This is a genomic window from Pseudomonas sp. AC070, from assembly GCF_979258635.1.
The window spans coordinates 1,371,695-1,388,956 of sequence record NZ_OZ409871.1; the positions used below are offsets into that span (position 1 = coordinate 1,371,695).

At 58.4% G+C, this 17,262-nt stretch carries 20 protein-coding genes and 2 tRNA genes; 18 read left to right on the top strand and 4 right to left on the bottom strand.

Annotation, left to right across the window (positions count from 1 at the left end):
• The first annotated feature begins 30 nt into the window (after positions 1–30).
• The 11 genes from ybgC to nadA all read left to right on the top strand — a co-directional run bounded on the left by ybgC (position 31) and on the right by nadA (position 8,150).
• Positions 31–480, top strand: a complete 450-nt coding sequence (ybgC, locus tag ACZZ0Q_RS06055; RefSeq protein WP_463383510.1) for a tol-pal system-associated acyl-CoA thioesterase — start codon at positions 31–33, stop codon at positions 478–480.
• A 2-nt stretch (positions 481–482) separates the two neighbouring features.
• Complete coding sequence (tolQ, locus tag ACZZ0Q_RS06060) at positions 483–1,178, top strand: protein TolQ (RefSeq protein WP_122493917.1); 696 nt, start codon at positions 483–485, stop codon at positions 1,176–1,178.
• Between the two features lie 42 nt (positions 1,179–1,220).
• The gene (gene tolR / locus ACZZ0Q_RS06065; RefSeq protein WP_122493916.1) at positions 1,221–1,673 is read left to right on the top strand and encodes a protein TolR; all 453 of its coding nucleotides are present in this window, start codon (positions 1,221–1,223) and stop codon (positions 1,671–1,673) included.
• Positions 1,673–2,683: a cell envelope integrity protein TolA gene (gene tolA / locus ACZZ0Q_RS06070; protein ID WP_463383509.1), complete on the top strand. Its 1,011-nt coding sequence runs from the start codon at positions 1,673–1,675 to the stop codon at positions 2,681–2,683. Before tolR ends, tolA begins: the two co-directional genes overlap by 1 nt.
• Before the next feature lie 17 nt (positions 2,684–2,700).
• The gene (gene tolB / locus ACZZ0Q_RS06075) at positions 2,701–3,981 is read left to right on the top strand and encodes a Tol-Pal system beta propeller repeat protein TolB (RefSeq protein ID WP_463561001.1); all 1,281 of its coding nucleotides are present in this window, start codon (positions 2,701–2,703) and stop codon (positions 3,979–3,981) included.
• Positions 3,982–4,033: 52 nt separating this feature from the next.
• Positions 4,034–4,531, top strand: a complete 498-nt coding sequence (gene pal / locus ACZZ0Q_RS06080; RefSeq protein WP_463539735.1) for a peptidoglycan-associated lipoprotein Pal — start codon at positions 4,034–4,036, stop codon at positions 4,529–4,531.
• Positions 4,532–4,537: 6 nt separating this feature from the next.
• Entirely contained in the window at positions 4,538–5,356 is an 819-nt protein-coding gene (gene ybgF / locus ACZZ0Q_RS06085; protein WP_463560376.1) for a tol-pal system protein YbgF, read from the top strand.
• Positions 5,357–5,475: 119 nt separating this feature from the next.
• A complete protein-coding gene (gene queE / locus ACZZ0Q_RS06090) occupies positions 5,476–6,123 on the top strand; it encodes a 7-carboxy-7-deazaguanine synthase QueE (protein WP_463561003.1) in 648 nt (215 codons plus the stop codon).
• Between the two features lies 1 nt (position 6,124).
• On the top strand, positions 6,125–6,799 hold the full coding sequence (gene queC, locus ACZZ0Q_RS06095) for a 7-cyano-7-deazaguanine synthase QueC (RefSeq protein ID WP_463383508.1): 675 nt from the start codon (positions 6,125–6,127) through the stop codon (positions 6,797–6,799).
• 54 nt (positions 6,800–6,853) lie between these two features.
• Positions 6,854–6,929: transfer RNA gene (locus ACZZ0Q_RS06100), tRNA-Lys, on the top strand.
• A gap of 162 nt (positions 6,930–7,091) precedes the next feature.
• Positions 7,092–8,150: a quinolinate synthase NadA gene (gene nadA, locus ACZZ0Q_RS06105; RefSeq protein ID WP_463539734.1), complete on the top strand. Its 1,059-nt coding sequence runs from the start codon at positions 7,092–7,094 to the stop codon at positions 8,148–8,150.
• Between the two features lie 78 nt (positions 8,151–8,228).
• Here the strand turns inward: nadA and ACZZ0Q_RS06110 are convergent, their stop codons facing one another.
• Positions 8,229–9,662: a M48 family metalloprotease gene (locus tag ACZZ0Q_RS06110; RefSeq protein WP_463539733.1), complete on the bottom strand. Its 1,434-nt coding sequence runs from the start codon at positions 9,660–9,662 to the stop codon at positions 8,229–8,231.
• A gap of 97 nt (positions 9,663–9,759) precedes the next feature.
• Between ACZZ0Q_RS06110 and ACZZ0Q_RS06115 the strand changes: the two genes are divergently transcribed.
• Both ACZZ0Q_RS06115 and ACZZ0Q_RS06120 read left to right on the top strand, forming a co-directional pair.
• On the top strand, positions 9,760–9,999 hold the full coding sequence (locus tag ACZZ0Q_RS06115) for a sulfurtransferase TusA family protein (RefSeq protein ID WP_463539732.1): 240 nt from the start codon (positions 9,760–9,762) through the stop codon (positions 9,997–9,999).
• A gap of 22 nt (positions 10,000–10,021) precedes the next feature.
• Positions 10,022–11,092, top strand: a complete 1,071-nt coding sequence (locus ACZZ0Q_RS06120) for an AI-2E family transporter (protein ID WP_463539731.1) — start codon at positions 10,022–10,024, stop codon at positions 11,090–11,092.
• A gap of 67 nt (positions 11,093–11,159) precedes the next feature.
• Here ACZZ0Q_RS06120 and ACZZ0Q_RS06125 read toward each other — a convergent pair whose 3' ends face one another.
• Complete coding sequence (locus tag ACZZ0Q_RS06125) at positions 11,160–11,633, bottom strand: peroxiredoxin (RefSeq protein ID WP_463539730.1); 474 nt, start codon at positions 11,631–11,633, stop codon at positions 11,160–11,162.
• Between the two features lie 11 nt (positions 11,634–11,644).
• Positions 11,645–12,205: a glycine cleavage system transcriptional repressor gene (locus ACZZ0Q_RS06130; protein ID WP_122493907.1), complete on the bottom strand. Its 561-nt coding sequence runs from the start codon at positions 12,203–12,205 to the stop codon at positions 11,645–11,647.
• A gap of 167 nt (positions 12,206–12,372) precedes the next feature.
• On the opposite strand from ACZZ0Q_RS06130, the gene dapA reads away from it, so the two are divergent.
• The 4 genes from dapA (at position 12,373) to ACZZ0Q_RS06150 (ending at position 15,628) form a co-directional block, all read left to right on the top strand.
• The gene (gene dapA / locus ACZZ0Q_RS06135; protein WP_463539729.1) at positions 12,373–13,251 is read left to right on the top strand and encodes a 4-hydroxy-tetrahydrodipicolinate synthase; all 879 of its coding nucleotides are present in this window, start codon (positions 12,373–12,375) and stop codon (positions 13,249–13,251) included.
• Positions 13,252–13,269: 18 nt separating this feature from the next.
• Complete coding sequence (gene bamC / locus ACZZ0Q_RS06140) at positions 13,270–14,388, top strand: outer membrane protein assembly factor BamC (RefSeq protein ID WP_463539728.1); 1,119 nt, start codon at positions 13,270–13,272, stop codon at positions 14,386–14,388.
• Between the two features lie 125 nt (positions 14,389–14,513).
• Positions 14,514–15,383: a phosphoribosylaminoimidazolesuccinocarboxamide synthase gene (locus tag ACZZ0Q_RS06145; protein WP_463560378.1), complete on the top strand. Its 870-nt coding sequence runs from the start codon at positions 14,514–14,516 to the stop codon at positions 15,381–15,383.
• Between the two features lie 155 nt (positions 15,384–15,538).
• Positions 15,539–15,628 (top strand) — tRNA-Ser (locus tag ACZZ0Q_RS06150).
• Positions 15,629–15,727: 99 nt separating this feature from the next.
• On the opposite strand, the gene ACZZ0Q_RS06155 is transcribed toward ACZZ0Q_RS06150, so the two are convergent.
• Positions 15,728–16,435 carry an NUDIX hydrolase gene (locus ACZZ0Q_RS06155; protein WP_463539727.1) on the bottom strand — a complete coding sequence of 236 codons (708 nt, stop codon included), beginning with the start codon at positions 16,433–16,435 and terminating at the stop codon, positions 15,728–15,730.
• A 174-nt stretch (positions 16,436–16,609) separates the two neighbouring features.
• Between ACZZ0Q_RS06155 and ACZZ0Q_RS06160 the strand changes: the two genes are divergently transcribed.
• Positions 16,610–17,257: a nicotinamidase gene (locus ACZZ0Q_RS06160; RefSeq protein WP_463539726.1), complete on the top strand. Its 648-nt coding sequence runs from the start codon at positions 16,610–16,612 to the stop codon at positions 17,255–17,257.
• Positions 17,258–17,262: the final 5 nt, after the last annotated feature.

The following is a 17,262-nucleotide window of genomic DNA, read 5'->3' on the forward strand; positions in this document are numbered from 1 at the left end:
ATTGGCAACCCGGGGAGTAAGCACTAGAGTATGCGCGCGCAAAATGGGCTTGAGCCGTTCACCCATCGCTGTCGGGTTTACTACGAAGACACCGATGCCGGCGGCATCGTTTACTACGTCAATTATCTGAAATTCATGGAGCGGGCCCGCACCGAGCGGCTACGTGATCTGGGCTTTTCCCAGTCACAGCTGGCGGGCGACATGTTGTTTGTCGTGCATTCCAGCGAAGCGCGTTATCACGTGCCGGCGCGGTTGGACGATGAGTTGCTGGTGAGTGCCGACGTAATCGAATTAAACCGTGCCAGCCTGCGCTTCCGTCAACAGGTGCGGCGGGCTACGGATAAAACGCTGCTCTGTGAAGGGCAGTTCCTGGTGGCCTGTGTGCGCGCCGACAGTTTGAAACCCCGGGCCATTCCCGAAGCGTTGCGTACCGCCTTTGCCGGCGTGAGCGACGCGGGTACATCTAAAGCAGGAGATTAAGCGTGGAAGCCACCGTCGTCGACCATACCTCTATGTGGAGCCTGATCAGCAACGCCAGCATCGTGGTACAGCTGGTCATGCTGATCCTTGTAGGCGCATCGGTTACCTCATGGATCATGATTTTCCAACGCAGCACCATGATCCGTGCCGCCCGCCGTTCGCTTGAGTCGTTTGAAGAGCGTTTCTGGTCGGGTATCGATCTGTCCAAGCTGTACCGCCAAGCCGGCGCCAACCCAGACCCGGATTCGGGCGTGGAGCAGATTTTCCGCGGCGGTTTCAAAGAGTTTTCGCGCCTGCGTCAGCAGCCGGGCGTTGACCCTGATGCAGTCATGGACGGCGTGAACCGTGCCATGCGCGTTGCCATCTCCCGCGAAGAAGAAAAGCTCGAGCAGAGCTTGCCGTTCCTGGCCACCGTAGGTTCCACCAGCCCGTACATCGGTCTGTTCGGCACCGTGTGGGGCATCATGAACTCCTTCCGTGGTCTGGCCTCCGCTCAACAAGCCACGCTGGCGACCGTAGCGCCGGGTATTGCCGAAGCCTTGATCGCCACGGCCATCGGCCTGTTCGCTGCGATTCCGGCGGTAATTGCCTACAACCGTTTTGCTGCTCGCGGCGAAACCCTGATCGGCCGCTACTACACCTTCGCCGATGAATTCCAAGCCATCTTGCACCGCAAAGTGCACACCAGCGACGAATAAGACGCCGGTTCTACTGAAGGCTATATGGAAAGGTTTTAACTCATGGCACGTATTCGTAAGAGACGTAAACCAGTCGCCGAAATGAACGTGGTGCCCTACATCGACGTGATGTTGGTGCTGCTGGTGATTTTCATGGTGACTGCCCCGATGCTCAACCAGGGTGTGAAGGTGGATTTGCCCAAGGTGTCGAGCGATGCCTTGCCGCAAGACAACAACACCCAGGTGCTGACCATTTCGATCAAGGCCGACAAGACCTACTACTGGAACCTGGGCAGTGAAGTGGACACCGACAAGCAGCAGGCCAAAGCCCTGACGCTTCCGGAAATGACCACTGCCGTGACCGCGATCATGAATCAGAGCCGCGCTCAGGGTAAGCAGACTCAAGTGTTTATCCGCGCCGACAAAGTGGTCGACTACGGTGCCGTGATGGCCGCCATGGGCGGGCTGCAGCAAGCGGGCGTGGGTAACGTCGGCCTGATTACCGAGGCGCCCTGATGCAGGAACGCGAGCGCTCCTCATCGGAAGGCTATTTCTGGCCAAGCATTTGGGCGGTAGGGCTGCATGTCCTGCTGTTCGGCATGCTGTTTGTCAGCTTTGCTTTTACGCCGGAGCTTCCACCGACTAAACCCATTGTTCAGGCCACACTCTACGAGCTCAAATCCAAGAGTCCGGCGACCACGCAGACCAATCAGAAAATTGCCGGCGAAGCGAAGAAAACCGCTGCCAAGCAATATGAAGTCGAGCAACTGGAAGCCAAGAAAGTTGAACAGGAAAAGCAGGCCGTGAAGGCCGCGGAACAAAAGAAAGCGGAAGAAGCTCAAAAAGCCGAACAAGCAGAGCAGGCTGAGGCGGAAGCGGCGAAAGCGGCTGATGCGAAAAAAGCGGCCGAAGCAAAAGCGGCCGAAGAAAAGAAACTCGCCGATATTGCGAAAAAGAAAACCGAAGAAGAAAAGAAAAAAGCTGAGGAAGAGGCGAAGAAGAAAGCCGACGCCGAAGCTGCGAAGAAAAAAGCTGCAGACGATGCCAAGAAAAAGGCAGCGGATGCGAAGAAAGCAGCAGACGCTAAAAAGAAAGAAGCGGAGGCCGTGAAAAAGAAAGCAGCCGAAGCAGCCCGCAAATCCGCAGAAGATAAAAAGGCGCAGGCGCTGGCAGAATTGCTTTCGGATACAACCGAGCGTGAGGCGACCACCGCTGACGAAGTGGGCGACACGGTTTCCGGTAACTTCGATGATTTGATTCGTATGCGGGCTTCGGAAGTGTGGACTCGTCCACCAGGCGCCCGAAATGGTATGGCGGTAGTTCTGCAGATCACCATGCTGCCGGACGGCACCATTACCAGCGCAAGTATTGCCAAATCGAGCGGTAACGCGCCGTTTGATAACTCGGCTGTAGCCGCAGTGAAAAACATTGGGCGTTTAGTAGAAATGCAGGGTCTGAGTCCTACTGACTTTAATCCGTACCGTTCATTCAAGATGACCTTCAAACCTGAGGATCTAGATTTGTGATCAACCTTCTTCGAGGAATGCTCCTGGTCCTTTGCTGCGCTGCAGGACTGGCAGTGGCAGAGGAAAAAAACATTGTGGTTGGCACCGGCTCTGACCGCGCCATCCCAATTGCCGTGGTTCCGTTCGGCTGGCAGGGCGGCAATGTGTTGCCCGAAGACATGTCTGACCTGATCGGCAAAGACCTGCGCAACTCCGGTATTTTCGAACCGATCCCGCGTCAGAACATGATCAGCCTGCCGAGTCAGGCAAGCGAAGTTATCTTTCGTGATTGGAAAGCACTCGGCGCCCAATATGTGCTGGTCGGCAACATCGTGCCTAACGGCGCACGTTTGCAAGTGCAGTTCGCCTTGTTCAACGTGGCCACCGAGCAGCAAGTATTTGCCGGTAGCGTTGGCGGTACTACCGACCAACTTCGCGATATGTCGCACTACGTTTCGGATCAGTCGTTCGAAAAACTCACCGGCATCAAGGGCGCGTTTTCTACGCAGATGCTGTACGTGACTGCCGAGCGTTTCTCCGGCACCAACACCCGTTACACCTTGCAGCGTTCCGACTATGACGGCGCCCGCGCCGTGACATTGCTGCAATCGCGCGAGCCCATTCTGTCGCCGCGTTTCGCCAGTGATGGCAAGCGCATCGCCTATGTGTCGTTTGAACAGAAGCGTCCGCGCATCTTTATTCAGCACATCGACACCGGTCGCCGTGAACAGATCACCAACTTCGAGGGCCTTAATGGCGCGCCGGCGTTCTCGCCGGATGGCAGCAAGTTGGCGTTTGTATTGTCGCGCGATGGCAACCCGGAAATTTATGTGATGGACCTGGGCAGTCGCCAGATGACCCGCGTGACCAATCACTACGCAATTGATACCGAACCGTTCTGGGGCAAGGACGGTCAGACTATTTACTTCACTTCGGATCGCGCTGGGAAACCACAGATCTATAAGACGAGTATTGGCGGCGGTGCAGTTGACCGGGTGACCTTTGTAGGTAACTACAATGCCAACCCTAAACTGTCTGCTGACGAGAAGACGTTGGTGATGATTCACCGTCAGGACGGGTTCACCAACTTCAAAGTTGCGGCGCAGGACCTTCAAACGTCCCGTTTGCGCATTCTTTCAGATACTAATCTGGATGAGTCGCCTACTGTTGCGCCCAACGGCACCATGGTAATCTACGCCACCCGCCAGCAGGGCCGTGGAGTCTTGATTCTTGCCTCCATCAATGGACGAGTAAAACTCCCGATTCCAACCGCGCAAGGCGAAATCCGAGAGCCATCCTGGTCGCCCTTCCTGAACTGACGCGGCGCTACACCTTTTACTTAACACACTGGGGTTCATTAGGAGTTTTACTATGGAAATGTTGAAATTCGGTAAGTTCGCAGCTCTGGCTCTGTCCATGGCCGTAGCAGTAGGTTGCTCCTCCAAAGGCGGCGACAACGCTGGCGAAGGCGCTGTTGATCCAAACGCTGGCTACAACGCTAACAACGGCGCTGTAGATGGTAGCCTGAGCGAAGAAGCTGCTCTGCGCGCTATCACCACCTTCTACTTCGAATACGACAGCTCGGATCTGAAGCCAGAAGCCATGCGCGCCCTTGACGTTCACGCCAAGGACTTGAAAGGCAACGGCGCTCGCGTCGTTCTGGAAGGCAACACCGACGAGCGCGGCACCCGCGAGTACAACATGGCTCTGGGCGAGCGTCGCGCCAAAGCTGTTCAGCGCTACCTCGTGCTGCAAGGTGTTTCCCCAGCTCAGCTGGAACTGGTTTCCTACGGTGAAGAGCGTCCAGTTGCTACCGGCAACGACGAGCAATCCTGGGCTCAAAACCGTCGCGTTGAACTGCGTAAGTAATTCGACATGCGAACGTGCCGTCGTGCTCTGACTATATTGACTCTCAGCCTCCCGCTTTCAGCGTGGGCTGCGGTTCCGGTGGTAGAAGACAATGCCAGTAATGGCGGTGGCAGCTATCCACCTGCAGGTTATGGCACGACCGGCGCCTATGCAGGGGGAGGGGTTACGGCCCCTGCCTCGGCACAGGGCGAGCTGTTCATGCAGCTGCAACAAATGCAAGACGAAGTCGCGCGTCTGCGCGGCATGGTCGAGGAGCAACAAAACGAAATTCAGCGCCTGAAACAAGAAGGCCTGGAGCGTTATCAAGACCTCGACAGACGTATAGCTGGCGGCGCCACCGGTGCTCCTGCCGCTACTCCAGATTCCAGCAACGCCGGGGCTATCAATGCCGGCGGTGCACCTGTTCAGCCGACAGCGCAACAGCCTGCGGCGAGCACAGAGCCAGGTGATCCAGCGAAGGAAAAGCTCTATTACGATGCTGCCTTCGACCTGATCAAAGCGAAAGACTTCGACAAAGCCAGCCAGGCTTTCGCCGCATTCCTTCGCAAATACCCACAGAGCCAATACGCCGGAAACGCGCAGTATTGGTTGGGCGAAGTAAACCTCACCAAAGGCGATTTGCAAGGCGCCGGCCAGGCGTTTGCAAAAGTGAGTCAGCTGTACCCGACTCATAACAAGGTGCCGGATTCGCTGTACAAACTTGCCGATGTTGAGCAGCGTTTGGGTCATACCGACAAAGCCAAAGGTATCTTGCAGCAAGTTATTGCGCAGTACCCCGGCAGCTCAGCCGCACAGTTGGCCCAGCGGGATTTGCAGCGTTTGTAAAACCCTGACTTTCTGTTCAATAAAACCCGCGCCTGTCGCGGGTTTTTTGTTTAGAATCGCCGCCCCAATTCCCGCAACGGAGGCGGATGGCCTGTTTCGCCGTCACGCCCGTGGCTGATATGCAAAAAAACCTGCGCATTACCGAGATTTTTTACTCGTTGCAGGGTGAAACGCGCACTGCCGGTTTACCGACTGTGTTCGTTCGCCTGACTGGCTGCCCGTTACGCTGCCAGTACTGCGACACCGCCTACGCCTTCAGCGGCGGCGAAATCATGTCCCTCGACGACATCGTTGAGCAGATCGCGGCCTACAAGCCACGCTATGTCTGCGTCACTGGTGGCGAGCCGTTGGCTCAGCCCAACTGCATCCCTCTGCTGGAGCGCCTGTGCGACGCCGGCTTCGAGGTGTCGCTGGAAACCAGTGGCGCGCTCGATGTGTCGGCGGTCGACCCACGTGTGAGCAAGGTGGTCGATCTCAAGACCCCAGGTTCGGCGGAGGTTGGCCGCAATCGCTACGAGAATATCGAGTTCCTGACGGCAAACGATCAGGTCAAATTCGTTATCTGTTCCCGTGAAGACTACGACTGGTCCGTCTCCAAGCTCATCCAGTACGGTTTGCAGAACCGTGCCGGTGAAGTGTTGTTTTCGCCCAGCCACCAACAAGTAGACGCCCGTGCGTTGGCCGACTGGATTGTGGCCGACAACCTGCCAGTGCGTTTGCAGTTGCAGCTGCACAAAATTCTTTGGAACGACCAGCCGGGGCACTGACATGACAACTAAAAAAGCGGTAATTCTGCTCTCCGGCGGCCTCGACTCCGCCACCGTTGTGGCGATGGCCAAGGCCGACGGTTACGCCTGCTACACCATGAGTTTCGACTACGGCCAGCGACACCGTTCCGAGCTGCAAGCCGCCGAGCGCGTGGCCGAGCAGCTCGGCGTCATCGAACATAAAGTGATTGGCCTGAACCTCAACGGCATGGGCGGTTCGGCGTTGACCGACAGCAGCATCGCCGTGCCGGAAACGCCCGGCGAAGGCATTCCGGTGACCTACGTTCCGGCACGCAATACCGTGTTCCTCTCGCTCGCCCTGGGTTGGGCTGAAGTACTGGGCGCGCAAGATATTTTTATCGGCGTTAACGCAGTGGATTATTCGGGCTATCCCGATTGCCGCCCCGAGTTCGTCGAGGCGTTCGAGCGCATGGCCAATCTGGCCACCAAGGCGGGCGTAGAAGGGCAGGGCTTTCGTATCCAGGCGCCGCTGCAGTTTCTGAGCAAGGCGCAGATCGTTCAGGCAGGCATGGCGCAGGGCGTCGATTACGCGTTGACTGTCTCGTGCTACCAGGCCGACGACGACGGCCGCGCCTGTGGCAAGTGCGACAGCTGTCGTTTGCGCGCTGCCGGGTTTGCCGAGGCCGGCGTGAATGACCCTACAAGATATTTCTAAATCTTTACCGCATGCTGTTGATTTTATGAATTAAATCAGTATTATGCACACCGCGGGTCGTTAGCTCAGTTGGTAGAGCAGTTGGCTTTTAACCAATTGGTCGTAGGTTCGAGTCCCACACGACCCACCATATTTCCTTCGCAAGAAGGACCGGAAAACCCGGAACATTCCACCTCGAATGTTCCGGGTTTTTTCGTTTCTGTCGTCCCAGTTTTATTCTTGCCGCGCGCTTGCGCTGACATTCGGGCGGGTATACTCCGCCCCACTGAAAGCATATTCAGAGCCTGATGACATGACCCAGATTTCCGAACGCCTGTTGGTTCAGGCGCACCTCGATGCCAAACAACCCAAGCCCCTGTCGCCGGAAGAAGAGGCGCGTTTGCGCGCAGACATTGCGGCCGAACTGAAGGCGCAGGATGCGGTGTTGGTCGCGCACTACTATTGCGATCCGGTGATTCAAGCGCTGGCCGAAGAAACCGGCGGGTGCGTGTCCGACTCGCTGGAAATGGCGCGCTTCGGCAACCAGCATTCGGCCAAAACCGTGCTTGTCGCGGGCGTGAAATTCATGGGTGAGACCGCGAAAATTCTCAACCCTGAAAAGCGCGTTTTAATGCCGACGCTGGAGGCAACCTGCTCGCTGGACCTCGGTTGTCCGATAGACGAATTCTCAGCATTTTGCGACCAACATCCCGAGCGCACGGTGGTGGTGTACGCCAACACCTCGGCCGCCGTTAAGGCGCGTGCCGACTGGGTGGTGACATCGAGTTGCGCGTTGGAAATCGTCGAAAGCCTGATGGATAACGGCGAGAAAATCATCTGGGCTCCCGACAAGCACCTGGGCCGGTATATCCAGAAACAGACCGGCGCCGACATGCTGCTGTGGGACGGTGCCTGCATCGTTCACGAAGAGTTCAAGTCCAAGCAGCTCGAAGACATGAAGGCGCTGTACCCGGACGCCGCCATTCTCGTGCACCCGGAATCGCCGGAGTCGGTGATTGATCTGGCCGATGCAGTGGGCTCGACCAGTCAGTTGATCAAAGCCGCGCAGACCTTGCCAAACTCCACGTTCATCGTCGCCACTGACCGCGGCATTTTTTACAAGATGCAGCAGCTGTGCCCCGACAAGATTTTTGTGGAAGCGCCAACAGCCGGCAACGGCGCGGCCTGCCGCAGCTGCGCGCATTGTCCGTGGATGGCGATGAATACCCTGGAGCGCACGCTCCAATGTTTGCGTGAGGGCAGCAATGAAATCTTCGTTGACCCGGCGTTGATTCCGCGCGCGCTCAAGCCGCTCAAACGTATGCTCGATTTCACCCAGGCGGCGCGGTTGAAGGTGGTCGGTAACGCTTGATGGATCGGCGTTGCGGCTATCGCGGCTGAAGCCGCTCGTACAGGAAGCGCGCCGTGTCGGGATTCGCCGCGATGCTTGTTAGCGCATCAACTGCTTGATCATGCGCTGTTGCTCCATGATTTCTTTCTGTCTGGCATCGATCTTCGAGGCCAGCGGGAAGTTGTTGATGGCGCGGCGTTTGGCGAAGTCCAGTTGTTCCAGCGCCTGGTCAAAGTCAGCCATTAACGCGAAGTACTCGGCACGCGCTTGATGCAGGCCGATGATGTCGCCCGCCTGGCCGCGCACTTCGGCGATTTGGTACCACACATCCGGGTCGTTCGGCCGCGCTTTCAGCAGTTCTTCCAGCGCTTTCTGCGCCTGTGGTGCCTGGTTCTGTTTCAACAGTAAATCGATGCGGCTCTGCTGTAGCGGGTAGTCGTCCGGAAACTGGCCGAGCATTTTGTCGACGCGCTGCTTGGCATCCGGCAGGCGGTTGGCGGTGATGTCGAGGTCCACCTGCGCCAGGTTATAGGTGATGTTGCTGGGGTCTTTCTTCAGCAAAATCGCCAGGCTGTCGCGGGCTTCGTTGAGCTGGCCGTTCTTCACTTGCGCCAGGGCCAGGCCGTAGCGGGCGGCGTCCATGCCAGGGTCGTCTTGCAACATGGCGCGGAAGCGCTTGCCGGCGATGCCCGGGGTTTCTTCAAAGGTGAGCTGAACCCGTGCGCGCATCAGCTGATATTGCAGGGTGTCTTCACGCCCGCTCGCGCCGAATTGTTCGGCGCGGTTGCGGGTGTCGGCGATACGCGATTCGGTCACCGGGTGAGTCAGCAAGAATTCGGGCGGACGTTTGTCGTAGCGGTATTGGCGGGCCATGCGTTCGAACATGTTTGGCATGGCGCGTGGGTCGTAACCGGCGCGCTCCAGATTGACCACACCGACGCGGTCGGCCTCTTGTTCGTTCTGCCGCGAGAAGCGCAGCTGGTTCTGAATGGCCGCCGCCTGCGTGCCCATGATTGTCGCCATGCCGACGTCCCCGGCACCGGCTGCCGCCGCGATAATGCCGGCGAGCATCGCCGCCATCACCGGAATCTGCATTTGCTGCTGAGCCTGTAAGCCTCGGGCGTAGTGGCGCTGAATCAAGTGACCCAATTCGTGCGCCAATACCGCGGCGTATTCCGCTTCGGTTTGCGCGTACAGAAACAGACCGCCGTTTACGCCAATGACGCCGCCGGGTGCGGCGAAGGCATTGATCTGCGGGTCTTTGATCAGGATGAACACCAAGCGATGGTCGTGCAGGTCGCTGGTTTCGGCGAGCTTGTACACGCTGCTTTCCACGAACGCTTTGAGCTGCGGGTCGTTCAGCTGCGGCACCTGGCTGCGCACCACGCTGAGCCAGGCGCGGCCCAGTTGAAACTCCTGCTCCGGCGACACAATGGAGGAGCTCGAGTCGCCCAGCGAGGGCAGGTCGTCGGCGAAGGCAGGGGAGGCGAGCAAGCAGGCAAGTGACAGCAGAGTGGGGCGCAGGAGATTCATGCACGGAGCTCTTGGCGGCAAAGTCGCTACTGTAGCCGCCATGGCGGTCGGCTGACCACCTCGGTATCCTGATCCACCGATTTTGGAGCCCGATTTGATGAGTGATGCTGTGAACGCTGATGCCGAGCTGGATGCCAGCGGCCTGAATTGCCCGCTGCCGCTGCTCAAGGCCAAGCTCGAACTCAATCGCCTGGCCAGTGGCGCGGTGCTGAAGGTGACCGCCACCGATGCCGGCTCGCAGCGTGACTTCCGCGCCTTCGCCAGGCTTGCCGGTCATACGCTGCTGCATGAGGAAGTGGACGCTGGCGTGTACCGCTACTGGTTGCAAAAGGCCTAGCTCAAGCCGTTAAGGAATTGTGATGTTCAACGTGTTACGCAATTGGGTGCAGCGCTATTTCTCGGACGAGCAAGCCGTGGTGCTCGCCGTGCTGCTGGTGGTCGCGTTCGCGGTCATTCTGACGTTTGGCGGCATGCTTGCGCCGGTACTGGCCGGTCTGGTGCTGGCGTTTCTGATGCAGGGTCTGGTGCGCACGCTGCAGCGCATGCGAGTGCCGCGGGTGGCCGCGGTGTGGCTGGTTTTTGCCTGTTTCCTCGGCCTGTTAGGCGTTTGCCTACTGGTGATGGTGCCATTGCTCTGGCAGCAGGTGATCAAGCTGTTCAATGAGCTGCCCGGCATGTTGGGCAAATGGCAGTCGCTGCTGCTGTTGTTGCCAGAGCGATATCCGCAGCTGGTTTCCGATGAGCAAGTGCTGCACCTGATCGAAGTGGTGCGCAATGAAATCGGCAGCTTCGGCCAGATGGCACTCACGGTTTCGCTGTCGAGCCTGCCGTTGCTGGTCAACGCCATGATCTATCTGGTGCTGGTGCCGATTCTGGTGTTTTTCTTTTTGAAAGACGGTGCGTTGATTGCGCGCTGGCTGCGCAGTTACCTGCCCCGTGAGCGCACGTTGATCACCCGAGTGGCGCGGGAAATGAACCAGCAAATCGCCAATTACATTCGCGGCAAGGTCATCGAAATTCTGATTTGTGGCGGCGCGACCTACGTGGCGTTCATCGCCCTGGGGCTTAACTACGCCGCGCTGTTGGCATTGCTGGTCGGGCTTTCGGTTGTGGTGCCTTATGTGGGCGCCGTGGTGGTTACCGTGCCGGTTGCCCTCATCGCGTTGTTCCAGTGGGGCTGGGGCGATCAGTTCATTTACCTGATGGCGGTGTACGGCATCATCCAGGCATTGGATGGCAACGTGTTGGTGCCGCTGTTGTTCGCCGAAGCGGTGAACCTGCATCCGGTGGTCATCATCTGCGCCGTGCTGCTGTTCGGCGGCCTGTGGGGCTTTTGGGGAATCTTCTTTGCCATTCCGTTGGCCACGCTGTGCAAGGCATTGCTCGATGCCTGGCCCCGGCAGGAGCCGGTGGTCGCACCGTTGATGTAAAGCCTGCGTCGCAAGCACAAAAAAAGCCCGGCACTTAGCCGGGCTTTTCGTAGGCGAACGGTGCTGCTTAGTTGGCGTTCAGCGCCTGCGCAGCAGCCAACACAGCGTCGACATGGCCGGGCACTTTCACACCGCGCCATTCCTGACGCAACACGCCATTGGCGTCGATCAGAAAGGTGCTGCGATCCACGCCCAGGTATTCCTTGCCGTAGAGCTTTTTCAGCTTGATTACGTCGAACAACTGGCACAGCGCTTCATCTTTATCCGACAGCAGCTCGAAGGGGAATTCCTGCTTGCACTTGAAGTTCTCGTGCGACTTCAAGCTGTCGCGCGACACGCCAAATACTTCGGTGTTCGCGGCTTTGAAGGCTGCGTATTGGTCGCGAAAGCCCTGGCCTTCGGTGGTGCAGCCGGGCGTGCTGTCTTTGGGGTAGAAATAAATCACCACCTGCTGGCCTTTTAGCGCCGAAAGGGTGATTTGCTTGCCGCTGGTGGCCGGCACGGTGAAGTCGGCCACGGCCTGGTCGAGGGAAACGCTCATGCGGGAATTCCTTATGCAGGCGTTTGTGGGCGCCAGGGTTCGATCAGGGCATCCAGGTTCAACGCGTCGGCGAAGTCGAGGAATTGGTCGCGCAGCCAACTGATTTGCGTGCCGGCGGGCAGCGTGACGGTGAGCGTGGCATTAAGCATGGTGCCGCCGGTCTGCGGCGCCAGGTAGGTGTCGCAGGTGAGGTTTTCCAGCTCCACGTTGTGGTCGAGGAAAAACTGGCACAGCTCATTAAGAATGTCGGGACGGTACGCCGAGCTGACATACGCGACATAAGGCAGCGCCTGCGGGCGGACTTCAGCGGCTGCGCTGCGCACCACGCTGGCGGTGAAAGCGTGCTTCTTCGACAGCGACGGCAGGCTGGTTTCCAGGCGGGCCAAGGCATCCCAGCTGCCCGACACCTGAACGACCAGCGCGCTGTATTCACCATGACGACTCAACCGCGTGCTGACCACGGCGCAACGGTTCTCATGGCAAGTGCGGCAGAGAATGTTGGTCAGCTCCATCGGGTTGGTGCCAAGGGCACTGATGACAAGGAATTGTTCGCGGACGATGGGGGTGGACATGCAGCATTCCTAAAGCGATGAGCGGTCGGCAGGTTAACTGTCGATCAAAGCCGGAAGGTTAGCGAAAACTGTCGCTGAGGGGAATGCTCATAGCGCGGTACTTCGCTTGTGCAAGGCAGGTGGCGCCAGTACCATTACGGCTCTCTTTTTCCGGCAGGAGCGGTTGCATGATTGCGGGCAGTATGGTGGCACTGGTCACGCCTATGGATGCGCAGGGTCGTCTTGATTGGGACGCGCTGAGCAAGCTGGTGGACTTCCACCTGCAAGAAGGCACCAACGCCATTGTCGCGGTCGGCACCACCGGTGAGTCGGCGACGCTGGATGTCAACGAACACATCGAAGTGATCCGCCGCGTAGTCGATCAGGTCGCGGGCCGCATTCCGGTCATCGCCGGCACGGGCGCGAACTCCACCCGCGAAGCGGTCGAGCTCACCACCAACGCCAAGACCGCCGGCGCCGATGCGTGCCTGCTGGTCACCCCCTACTACAACAAGCCGACCCAGGAAGGCTTGTATCAGCACTTCCGCCACATCGCTGAAGCCGTGGCCATTCCGCAGATTCTCTACAACGTCCCGGGCCGCACCGTGTGCGACATGCTGCCGGAAACTGTTGAGCGTCTATCGAAGATCTCCAACATCGTCGGTATCAAGGAAGCCACAGGCGACCTGCAACGCGGCCAGGAAGTTCTGGACCGTGTGAGCAGCGATTTCCTCGTGTATTCCGGCGATGACGCCACCGCCGTCGAGCTGATGCTGATGGGCGGCAAAGGCAATATTTCCGTAACTGCCAACGTTGCACCGCGCGCCATGAGCGAGCTGTGCGCTGCGGCGATGTCCGGTGATGCCGTGACAGCCCGGGCGATCAACGATCGCCTGATGCCGCTGCACAAAACGCTGTTCATTGAATCCAACCCGATTCCGGTGAAGTGGGCCCTGCAGGAAATGGGCTTGATGGTCGAGGGCATTCGTCTGCCGCTGACCTGGCTTAGTCCGCGTTGTCATGAACCGCTGCGTCAGGCCCTGCGCCAGTCCGGCGTATTGGTTTAATTGAAGGAAGCACTACGCATGAAGCGACTGGCCGGACTTTCTGCCCTTGCCGTGATCATTTCCAGCACCAGCGGTTGCGGGTGGCTGTGGGGTGAAGATGGTTATTTCCGTGATCGTGGCAGTGATTACCTGACCCAACACCAGAGCCCGGCGATGCAAGTGCCGCAGGGCCTCGACGTTAAACCGCTCGACCCGTTGCTGCCGGTTCCACGTAACGTGGCCGACTCCACCGTACAGGGCGAATACGACGTACCGCGTCCACAACCGCTGACTGCCCAGGCCGACTCCAGCGAATTCAGCCTGCAAAAAAGCGGCGATGCCCGTTGGCTGGTAGCGCAGCGTCCGCCGGCAGAAGTCTGGCCAGTGGCTCATCAGTTCTTTGAAGACAACGGCTTTCGGATTAGCGAAGACCGTCCGCAAACAGGCGAATTCAGCACCGACTGGCAGCGTTTTGAAGAACTGTCTGCACCGATGGCGCGTCGCCTCAGCGGCCGTGTCGCCGATGTTGATCCGAAAAGCGAGACCCGCGTTCGCGTTCGTATCGAGCCTGGCGTTCAACGCAACACCAGCGAAATTTATGTCGTAAGTGCCACGCGTCCAGCCGACAGCACCGCCGACGTCGCCTTCCCGGACAAAATGACCAACGCCAGCCTCGATGCTGCGCTGCTCGACGAAATGCTCGCCAGCATGGCGCGTAGCGCTGAGCAGGGCGGTTCGGTTTCCTTGCTCGCGGCACGCGACTTCGACGCACCCAGCCGCGTCAGCCTGACCGAAGACGGCAACAACAACCCGGTACTGAACCTGGGCGCCGACTTCGATCGTGCCTGGTCCAGCGTGGGCCGCTCACTGGAAACCGCCAACGTGCGTGTCGACGACCTCAACCGCAGCCTGGGTGTGTACTACATCAACCTGGCTGAGGGTGCAGAGAGCAAAGACAAAGAGCGCGGTTTCTTCAGCCGTCTGTGGAGCAGCGAGCCGACCAAAGAAGAGGTCGACGCCCGTGCCGAGCGTTATCAAGTGCGCCTGACCAAAGCCGCCGACAACGTGCAAGTCACCGTGGAAAAAGACCTCAACACCGTGGCACCGGCCGAAGTGGCCCGCCGCGTTCTGGCCTTGATCCAGGAAAACCTGGGCTGATGATGTTCAAGCCGCCCTTGGTGGGGCGGCAGGGGCGGGGCCACAAGGCCCCTGCAGCTCGCTCGATCGATAGGCGAAACCCTGGTGGTTTCGCCTGTTTCGTTTAATAAAGGCGGAAATTTTCCATGACCACTCCCTCCACCTTGAGCTTGAAAAAAATCTATTCCGGAAAGGTTCGTGATCTTTACGAAATCGACGCCGCGCGCATGCTGATGGTCGCCACCGACCGTCTCTCTGCCTTCGACGTCATTCTTGCCGAGCCGATTCCGGACAAAGGCAAGATTCTCACCGCCATCTCCAACTTCTGGTTCGACAAGCTCGCCGACATCGTGCCCAACCACTTCACCGGCGACCGCGTTGAAGACGTGGTGCCTGCGGCCGAGCTGCCGTTGGTGGAAGGGCGTGCTGTGGTGGCCAAGCGTTTGCAGCCCATTGCCGTTGAGGCAATTGTGCGCGGCTACATCGTTGGTTCCGGGTGGAAGGAATACCAAAAGAGCGGCACCGTTTGCGGCATCCAACTGCCGGCCGGGCTGAAGGAAGCGTCGAAGCTGGCCCAGCCGATTTTCACACCATCGACCAAAGCGGCTGTCGGCGATCACGACGAAAACATCTCGTACGAGCAGTGCGAAGCCGTGATTGGCAAAGAGCTGGCCGCTAAAGTTCGCGACACCGCCATCGCCTTGTACAGCGCGGCAGTGGAATACGCCGCCACGCGCGGCATCATCATCGCCGACACCAAGTTTGAATTTGGCCTGGATGAAAACGGCACGTTGACCTTGATGGACGAAGTGCTAACGCCTGACTCGAGCCGTTTCTGGCCCGTGGAAAGCTACGTGGAAGGCAAGAACCCGCCGAGCTTCGACAAGCAGTTCGTGCGTGACTGGCTGGAATCCACCGGTTGGAACAAAGAGCCGCCGGCACCAGCTGTGCCGGCTGACGTCGCGCAGAAGACCGCCGACAAATACCGCGAAGCGCTGACCAAACTCACGGCTTAACGCCCGGCGTGTCAGCACAAAAGAGAGGCTTCGGCCTCTCTTTTGCGTTTAAGCGCGGGCAAGGCGTTAATTATCGCAACCGCCTGAAAGCAGGCGAAAAATTTCCATTTTTGGGTTTCACCAATCGCAATTGAGCTGTTATCATGCGCGCCGCTGGGGAGATGCCGGAGTGGCCGAACGGGACGGATTCGAAATCCGTTGTGTTAGCGATAGCACCTAGGGTTCGAATCCCTATTTCCCCGCCATCATTTAAAACGAAAGCCCCCGAAATCTTCACGGTTTCGGGGGCTTTTGCGTTTCCGGGGTTTGGTTGTAGGCAGCGATCGCGCGCCCCTGTCAAAAACTCATTCCAGAAAACACCGATCAAACAAGTACAGGCTGGAAGGCTTGATATTTTCCAGTGTCGCCTGTGGTCGTCCGCCGTCGCCGTTTTTCTTGCGGCCGGTTTCTCGCAAATAGCCGGCTTCGGTCATTTTCATCAAGCGTTGACGCATGCTGGTTTTTAGCACGGGGCGGGCCAATACCTGGGAGAAGATCATCACCGCTTCCGGTGCGCTGAATTCGTTGCCGAGGAACATCAGCGGCAAGCTGCTGTAGAGCGATTTCGACAGCAGCCGTTCGTGTGCCGCCGCCACCAAGGCGTTGTGGTCGAAAGGCAGCTTAAGCGAAGCGTTTGATACATCCGTCAACGGGAAAAATGCCTGCGTGCTGTTTAGCGCTACGTCTTCGTGGGCGACGGCCAAGTAGAAGGTTGATGAAGACCAACACCGTGGATCGCGAAACGCATCGCCGACGGTGCCCACTTGCTCAATGTAGGCTAACGGCATGCCCACCTTGTTGGAGGCGCGCAGGCGGTCTACTGCATCGTCCAGCGTCAGGTCGGCGGTCGCGCCATTGACCACGATTCCAGGCAACGCCCAGTGTCCGGGAAACGGTTCGGCTTCGCGCTTGTTCAGCAAAATCTGCAACGCCTGGCTCTCGCGGCAGTAGCGCACTACGCAGAGGTCGACGGTGTGGAGGTAGGCGCTTCGTTCTTCTCGATGGTTTGGCATTTCAGTTAATCGCAGGGCAGGGTGGTCGCGCATTGCATGGAAAGGTATATGTCATGTACTTAGTTTTCAAGCCTGTTAAGCGAGCATGTCATGGGAAAGAAAATAAATCCAAAGCGGCTGTTGAATTGTAAGTACACGACGTGTACCTTGTGAGTTGTGTACAGGAGAGATGCCATGAACAGTGCCGTGATGAACACCGCTTCCTTCGATGTTGATGCGCAGAAAAGCTTCACCCCGTTGTGCCCTGATGAGTTGCCCGTTGCTGGCGGAGACCTGATTGGCGCCGAGCTGAATGTGATGGCGAGCCTGGCCCGCGTTCGTGTCGGCAGCAAAGATGCCCACACGCCGATGGCGCCCTGGGTGGTGGCGCAGCCTTCTCAGATGCTCCAGGCGACCGGCCTTGAGCACGCCGACCTGACGTGGGTGAGCCACTGCGTACCAGGCACCGAAGGGTTCACGCTGCTTGATGAGTTGCCCACTCCTTACGAGTACGACTATTTCGTTTGGAAAGGCGTGGAGCCGGACCTTCACCCATACGGCGCCTGCTACCACGATTTGCACAACAAACTGTCCACGGGGGTTATCGAATACCTGCGCGGTCAGGACATTTCACGGGTCATCGTGGGTGGGCTGGCATTGGATTTCTGCGTGAAGACCACTGCGTTGCAGTTGGCATCCGCAGGGTTTGAAGTGATTGTCCATCTTCCCGCCTGCCGCGCGATTAGCGAAGATGGCGCCCAACAAGCGGTCGCCGACATGCAGGCGCAGGGCATACGCCTTAGCAACAGCCGCGAACAGTTAGCCTTGCTGCAAGGCCAATAAGGACA

Coding starts and splice junctions, on each gene's coding strand:
- ybgC (WP_463383510.1), top strand. CDS start 31: ATGCGCGCGCAAAATGGGCTTGAGCCGTTCACCCATCGCTGTCGGGTT.
- tolR (WP_122493916.1), top strand. CDS start 1,221: ATGGCACGTATTCGTAAGAGACGTAAACCAGTCGCCGAAATGAACGTG.
- tolA (WP_463383509.1), top strand. CDS start 1,673: ATGCAGGAACGCGAGCGCTCCTCATCGGAAGGCTATTTCTGGCCAAGC.
- tolB (WP_463561001.1), top strand. CDS start 2,701: ATGCTCCTGGTCCTTTGCTGCGCTGCAGGACTGGCAGTGGCAGAGGAA.
- pal (WP_463539735.1), top strand. CDS start 4,034: ATGGAAATGTTGAAATTCGGTAAGTTCGCAGCTCTGGCTCTGTCCATG.
- ybgF (WP_463560376.1), top strand. CDS start 4,538: ATGCGAACGTGCCGTCGTGCTCTGACTATATTGACTCTCAGCCTCCCG.
- queE (WP_463561003.1), top strand. CDS start 5,476: ATGCAAAAAAACCTGCGCATTACCGAGATTTTTTACTCGTTGCAGGGT.
- queC (WP_463383508.1), top strand. CDS start 6,125: ATGACAACTAAAAAAGCGGTAATTCTGCTCTCCGGCGGCCTCGACTCC.
- nadA (WP_463539734.1), top strand. CDS start 7,092: ATGACCCAGATTTCCGAACGCCTGTTGGTTCAGGCGCACCTCGATGCC.
- ACZZ0Q_RS06110 (WP_463539733.1), bottom strand. CDS start 9,662: ATGAATCTCCTGCGCCCCACTCTGCTGTCACTTGCCTGCTTGCTCGCC.
- ACZZ0Q_RS06115 (WP_463539732.1), top strand. CDS start 9,760: ATGAGTGATGCTGTGAACGCTGATGCCGAGCTGGATGCCAGCGGCCTG.
- ACZZ0Q_RS06120 (WP_463539731.1), top strand. CDS start 10,022: ATGTTCAACGTGTTACGCAATTGGGTGCAGCGCTATTTCTCGGACGAG.
- ACZZ0Q_RS06125 (WP_463539730.1), bottom strand. CDS start 11,633: ATGAGCGTTTCCCTCGACCAGGCCGTGGCCGACTTCACCGTGCCGGCC.
- ACZZ0Q_RS06130 (WP_122493907.1), bottom strand. CDS start 12,205: ATGTCCACCCCCATCGTCCGCGAACAATTCCTTGTCATCAGTGCCCTT.
- dapA (WP_463539729.1), top strand. CDS start 12,373: ATGATTGCGGGCAGTATGGTGGCACTGGTCACGCCTATGGATGCGCAG.
- bamC (WP_463539728.1), top strand. CDS start 13,270: ATGAAGCGACTGGCCGGACTTTCTGCCCTTGCCGTGATCATTTCCAGC.
- ACZZ0Q_RS06145 (WP_463560378.1), top strand. CDS start 14,514: ATGACCACTCCCTCCACCTTGAGCTTGAAAAAAATCTATTCCGGAAAG.
- ACZZ0Q_RS06155 (WP_463539727.1), bottom strand. CDS start 16,435: ATGCCAAACCATCGAGAAGAACGAAGCGCCTACCTCCACACCGTCGAC.
- ACZZ0Q_RS06160 (WP_463539726.1), top strand. CDS start 16,610: ATGAACAGTGCCGTGATGAACACCGCTTCCTTCGATGTTGATGCGCAG.